Origin of the sequence: Aequorivita sp. CIP111184, assembly GCF_900489465.1 — a bacterium.
Classification (GTDB): domain Bacteria; phylum Bacteroidota; class Bacteroidia; order Flavobacteriales; family Flavobacteriaceae; genus Aequorivita.
Genome location: NZ_UEFQ01000036.1, coordinates 92,674 through 98,944 on the forward strand (window position 1 = coordinate 92,674; position 6,271 = coordinate 98,944).

Here is a 6,271-nt window from a genome sequence, read left to right on the forward strand (position 1 = left end):
ATTATAAGAAAAAAATACGGAGTGAATTAATAGACAACCTTCAAACATCTTCATTAAATGTTGTGTTGACTATTTATAAATTTTACAAATTGATAATATATTTAACGTATATGAAATTGTTTTTAAATAGATTATTATTTTTCTTAGTCATTATATTCTTAAGCTCTGGTTGTAATGGGCGTAATGAAGACTCAAAGGCCACCGCCGCTAACAACGACAGCATTAAGAATGTTCAACAAACATTCATTGTTGAACCTATTAGAAAAGAAAATTCTTTAAAATCAAAATCATTGACCCTAGCTTCTTGGAATATTCAGGATCTAGGCAGCACAAAAAACGCAGTGGAATTAAATGAGATTGCAAACATCCTAAGAAACTTTGATATAGTAGCAATACAGGAAGTAGTAGCTAAAGACCCTGCTGGTGCACAAGCTGTTGCAAAAATTGCCGACGAACTTAATCGAATGGGTTCAAAATGGGATTATCAAGTAAGTGACCCTACCAAGAGTCCCTCAGTTTATATAAGCGAACGCTATGCTTTCCTTTGGAAGACATCAAAAGTAAGCTTGATTCATCAGGCCTATTTAGATAAAGAACTGGAAGATATATGTAACCGCGAACCTTATATCGCCACCTTTAAACTTAAGGGGGAATCAGATCCTTTTTATGTCATCACCTTTCATTCACGCAAGTTCAATGACAGACCGGAAGAGGAAATCATTCATTTCTTGGATTATCCGGATCGTATAAAATCAAATCGAATTATTATTGCTGGTGATTTTAACTTGGACGAAAAACATCAAGTTTGGAAGCCCTTTTATAGAAATGGTTTTAAAAGTGCTTTACAAGATACGCCCACCACATTAAAAATGAAATGCAAAAACGACAACTATCTTAATCATGCTATTGACAATATTTATTTCGCTTCAAGTATCGAGCGAATACAGTCGGGAAGTATAGACATTGTCGGTTCTTGTCAAAAACTTGAAAGGACTCGGGGAATCTCAGATCATTTACCCATTTTTATGGAATTTAAACTTAAATAATCATTTGCTCTTTAAAATTATCATATTAATTCTCGCAATCCTGCTTTTGGTCTGCCTCCTAAAAATGTCTTACGGGTTTTACGAGATGATTCGTTTCTTGACATTGATAGGTTTCGGAATTTTAGCTTATCAAGCCATCAACTTGATAGCAATACAGCCTATTAACAACTCTATTTAAAAACAAGTCAATATTCAATTATAAATAATTTGGTCACTCTATTCTTTAACCTGTTTAGTTATTTTAGGACGGGACAACTCCATAGATACTTCATAGATACTCCATACATACTCCATAGATACTTCACTAAAAGGCATTGGTCTTAATATCCCATTCCACACACTTTTCCTCCCGACCTCTGCCCTACGCAAAAAAGAGTGTTCCACTACATCTTAAAAGAAACTTTTGGAAAGAAAACTTTTTTAAAGAAACATTGTGCAGATAAACTTTGCTTTTTTCCAAAGCAAAGTTACATAACGCAGACATTATAGAACAAAAAGGTTATTCTGTAATTCCCATTAAAGATTGTGCTATGTTGCTATAATTCTATATTATGTAAAATATCCCAGAATGTTCAGTACGCTTCATTTAAAATCCGTTGGGGGTCATTAAACTTTTTGGTTTTCGTCTGATTTCAAGTGTCCGTTGGTATGTTCTATAATTAGACGCTATGTAAAATTGCCGCGCACATTGTGCTTGCTTGAATAATTTTGCTCTTTCAGATTATGCAGAAATGGTTTTATTATTTGTTACTTTCCAGACAGCCGCACAAAAGCAAACATTCGTCTTAACTGATTATTTAGTTCTTTTAAGAATTACATAGCTATAAAAAGTTTTCAGGAACATTTGGGATAGCTTCCCGTAAGAGTAAAAAATTTATCCCAGCACTCCATCCAATCATAAATTTCTTTACCCTTACTCGTTTCGTTCTTTTGTTGATTATTTTTTTGGTTTAGTACATTTATTAAATTCTGGAACTAAAATTGAAAACTTGTTACTACATTATTGTTTAGCCTTTCTTTTTCCTTGATGAAAAAGAAACAAAAAATCAAGGCTTCAGAATACTTTGGAAACAATGTACGGGTCGCTCGCTACACTTTAGGAAAGCTTGGAATGTCTTAAGACTGCCTTGAACTGCCATTAAACTTTTATCAAATTAAGAATATGTAGTACTAACACCCTAAAGTGCTTAACGCTCCCTCCCCTATTGTTTTACCAAAGTTTTCTGAGGCCAAAGAAACATTCTCATTCAGTTTAAGCATTTACAATTTTAAACAGGAAATATTTTACATTTTTAAATATTATGCCAAAAACATACTATAATGTTAACATAATTTTAATATTTATGCCTAATTTTTATTATATTCACTCTATAATTGAATTTAATAAATAACCCTAAATCTAAAATTATGAAAAAAATTATTCTTATTTTAACCCTCGCAATGAGTCAGTTTATCTACTCGCAAATCCCCTACACTCACATTGCAACATCAAATGGCAGTGCTGAAAGAGTTGCAAATTTTCGTGTTACAGATGTAACAAATGATTTTCTTGAAATCACTAACTCCACTCAATACGATAATTCATTTATACCCAGCATTTGGGCACATCAACAATCTGACAACAGATATTCCTTAAGAGTTTTTGCTAGCACTACATCTTCTAATGATAATGGATCTTTACCTTTGATGGTTTTTAGATCTGAAATAAGGAACAATATTAATTTAAGTGCGCCTTCTTCAAATTCAGTATTTCCTTGGGGACCTACTTCCAGTAATGTTTCAACTAGACCACTATTCAGTTGGGAAAATGGAGATACTCAATTAATGAGATTGATTGCTAATGGAAACCTGGGAATCGGAACAATAAACCCTTCCGCCAAGCTTCATGTAGATGGAACTGTTCGTTTTGAAGGACTTACAAATACTACAACAGATCCCTATGTACTAACAAGCGACTCGAATGGAAATATTAAAAGACAACTTATATCAACCATCGGTGGAGGGACTACAAATAATTGTTCTTCCTTAAATTTTCTAACAAAAAATGGATCTACAGGTTTAGAGTGTAGTTCAGTTTTTGATAATGGAAATGTCGGAATAGGACTTTCAAATCCACAAGAAGCTTTACATATTAATGGAAATATTAGAGGAAATCAAACCGGAGGTGCATTGCGCGTGCAAACTTCTAATGGTTACGTAGATATAGGACCAAAAAGTTCTCAAAATTCAGGATTTGACACAGATCGTTCTGCTTTCAGATTTAATAAACAAATCGAAATATATGGCGGGACACTTACTTCTTCAGCTTCCTTTGTACCAACAGATATGGATTTAAAACTTCAAACAAATGGTGTTACCAGAATTTTTGCGGATAGTAATAATGGTTTTATTGGAATAGGTCTTAACAATCCACAGGAAGTTTTACATATTAATGGAAATATTAGAGGAAATCAAACCTCGGGAGCATTACGTATAAATACCACAGCGGGTTATATTGACATAGGGCCAAAGAATTCTCAAAATTCAGGATTTGATACTGATCGTTCTGCCTTTAGGTTTAATAAAAAAATTGAAATAAATGGAGGTATTCTTACTTCTTCAAATTCCATAGTACCCGCAGATAAAGATTTAAAACTTCAAACCAATGGAGTTACGAGAATTTTTGTAGATGACTCTAATGGTTATGTAGGTGTTAATACTCTAACACCATCGGCAAATTTACACTCAAAAGGATCAGCTCGTTTTGAAGATTTACCAAGTGATAAAACCAATTTTACACTCGGAATCGATAACGATGGTTATGTGTATAAAAAAAGAGACGGTAGTTCTGCTTTAAAAGAGGAAATTGAGAATTTATCAAGCGTTGTTCAAAAACAACAAGAACAAATAAATAAACTTCAGGATATTTTAAATGGCATTTTAAAGAATAATGAGAAAGAAAAATATCTCTATTCTAAAATTGTATCTATTAATCCTAATCCCACAATGAATGATGTGAATGTTATTCTAAATATTGATGCAATGGCTCAAGATGTTAAGTTGCTATTAAATAGCATTTCAGGCATAACTTTAAGTAATATTAACATACAAGAAAGGAATCGGGGCGTAAAAAAAATAATAGAAAGAAAGAATTATTCATCAGGAACATATATTTTAGCCCTCGTTGTCAATGGTAAGGTTGTTGATAGCAAGCAAATAATTTTTAAATAGTTTATTTTGTCTAGTCCTAAATAACCTGTATCGGTTATTTAGGACTAGACATATAAATAACGGCTTAAATTGTCTTAAAATGGGAATAATAAAAAACACATTATACACTTTTTCCAATCCAAAATTTATTAATTATTTTAAAAGTCAACCAATTTTTCCGTATTATCATGTTGTTGATGATAAAGAAATTTTTCATATAAAGCATCTTTACAAATTTAAAAATCGACAACAATTTATAGAGGACTTAAACTTCCTACTTGAAAATTATCATCAATTAGATCCTAAGGATATTATTAGAAAAAAAATACCGCCTAACTCATTCCTATTAAGTTTTGACGACGGACTGAGTCAAGTTTATACTGATGTATATCCAATATTAAAAGAAAGAAAAATAAAGGCAGTTTTTTTCATAAACCCTGATTATATTGATAATAAGACTATAATGTATAAGCATGGGTTGAGCCTTTTACTAGAAAAACTTAAAACCCTCAAAGCGGATGACAACTTTATTATTCAAGCAAGAGATAAGATTTATTTAGACTTCAATTCCAAAGAAGATTTAATTGATAAAATCAAGAAAATATCATATACAGAAAGAGACAAAATAAATGAATTGCTTTCAGTATTTAAAATTGATATTGATGCTTATTTAGAAAATGTTAAGCCCTACCTCACAAAAAATCAGATTAAAACTATGGTAGCAGACGGATTTTATTTTGGGGGTCATACAATGTCGCATCCTCCACTTACTGCTTTGTCAGAATTTGAACAAAAAAAAGAAATAATTAATTCAATTGAATGGTTAAAATCAAATTTTGATATAAAATATTCTTTTTTTGCTTTTCCATTTTCAGACAAAAAGATTTCAAAAAAAGTAATAAATGATTTGTTTAAATATGATAAAGATTTATTGCTTTTTGGTAATTCTGGTCTTAAAAAAGATATTAGCGATCGTATAATACAACGTTTTTCTTTGGAAAAACCTAATAAACTAGGAAGTCGCCAAATTATAACAGAAAATTTATATAAGCAATATAATAGATTTATTGGCAAATATGTTATCAAAAGGAAATGATGGAGATAAAGAAAATATTGAAAAAAGATATTCCTTATTTATTTGAAAATAAATCCATTTGGCAATCAGATTTTTTGCCAATCAGTAAGCATCGACTCTGGGCTCACTATGAAAATCCCAATTGTGCAGACAACGATGTTGTTTTGTTGATAGCCTATCTTAATGATGAAATGGTTGGTTATATGGGCGTTTTTATGGATAAAATTACTTTGGATAATATTGAAGAAAAAATTGGTTGGCTTTCAACCTGGTGGATGCATCCAAAAACTAAGGGGAAAGGTATTGGTAGAGAACTGTTGACCAAAATGTATAATTTAAACTCTGGTAAGATCGGTATTTCCCAATTTACTGAAAGTGCAAAAAGAGTCTATGATAGGTCCAATTATTTTACGACCCTCAAAAAAAGTAAAGGGATAAAAGCTGTTTTAAGAAGTAATTTAAGTGAAACAATTCCTTTAATATTTCCTTCAACTAAACCGTATGAAGACATTTTTAATTTTTTTGATGGAGTAATGAATCTTTTTATTAATGTGAAATTAGGTATTAGTAAAATAATTATTAAAAATAAACTTAGAAAAGTAACATTGGAATATCTAATCAAACCCGATACTGAATCATTTGCCTTAATCTCCAATCAAAATATAAACAATCTTTCGCATAAGGAAATTTCTTTTTTTCAATGGCTTAAGAATTTTTATTGGGTCCAAGAAGCGCCATTATTATCATTTACCAATAAAGATAGATATGCATTTTCAATGTATGATAAACGGTTTAATATATATTATATAAAAGTGTGTTTAAAAGAAACATGCATCGGTTTCTTAGTACTTCAAATAAGAAAAAATACTTGTAAGGTTTTATTTGCATATTACCCTTCAAATATTAATTTAGATACACTATGCAACATAATAAAATTACAATGTATAGAACAGAATATTAG

5 protein-coding genes are annotated in these 6,271 nt (G+C 30.8%); all 5 read left to right on the top strand.

Annotation, left to right across the window (positions count from 1 at the left end):
* The first annotated feature begins 110 nt into the window (after positions 1–110).
* Positions 111–1,046 (top strand): endonuclease/exonuclease/phosphatase family protein, encoded by a 936-nt coding sequence (locus AEQU1_RS16135; protein WP_111882749.1) that lies wholly within the window; start codon positions 111–113, stop codon positions 1,044–1,046.
* Positions 1,047–1,050: 4 nt separating this feature from the next.
* On the top strand, positions 1,051–1,224 hold the full coding sequence (locus AEQU1_RS16400) for a DUF6804 family protein (protein ID WP_309300269.1): 174 nt from the start codon (positions 1,051–1,053) through the stop codon (positions 1,222–1,224).
* Positions 1,225–2,453: 1,229 nt separating this feature from the next.
* The gene (locus AEQU1_RS16140) at positions 2,454–4,256 is read left to right on the top strand and encodes a hypothetical protein (protein WP_111882751.1); all 1,803 of its coding nucleotides are present in this window, start codon (positions 2,454–2,456) and stop codon (positions 4,254–4,256) included.
* Positions 4,257–4,335: 79 nt separating this feature from the next.
* Positions 4,336–5,331 carry a polysaccharide deacetylase family protein gene (locus AEQU1_RS16145; RefSeq protein ID WP_111882753.1) on the top strand — a complete coding sequence of 332 codons (996 nt, stop codon included), beginning with the start codon at positions 4,336–4,338 and terminating at the stop codon, positions 5,329–5,331.
* A partial coding sequence (locus AEQU1_RS16150; RefSeq protein WP_146743771.1) for a GNAT family N-acetyltransferase occupies positions 5,328–6,271 on the top strand: 944 nt, incomplete at its 3' end. The genes AEQU1_RS16145 and AEQU1_RS16150, both read left to right, overlap by 4 nt.

Coding starts and splice junctions, on each gene's coding strand:
- AEQU1_RS16135 (WP_111882749.1), top strand. CDS start 111: ATGAAATTGTTTTTAAATAGATTATTATTTTTCTTAGTCATTATATTC.
- AEQU1_RS16140 (WP_111882751.1), top strand. CDS start 2,454: ATGAAAAAAATTATTCTTATTTTAACCCTCGCAATGAGTCAGTTTATC.
- AEQU1_RS16145 (WP_111882753.1), top strand. CDS start 4,336: ATGGGAATAATAAAAAACACATTATACACTTTTTCCAATCCAAAATTT.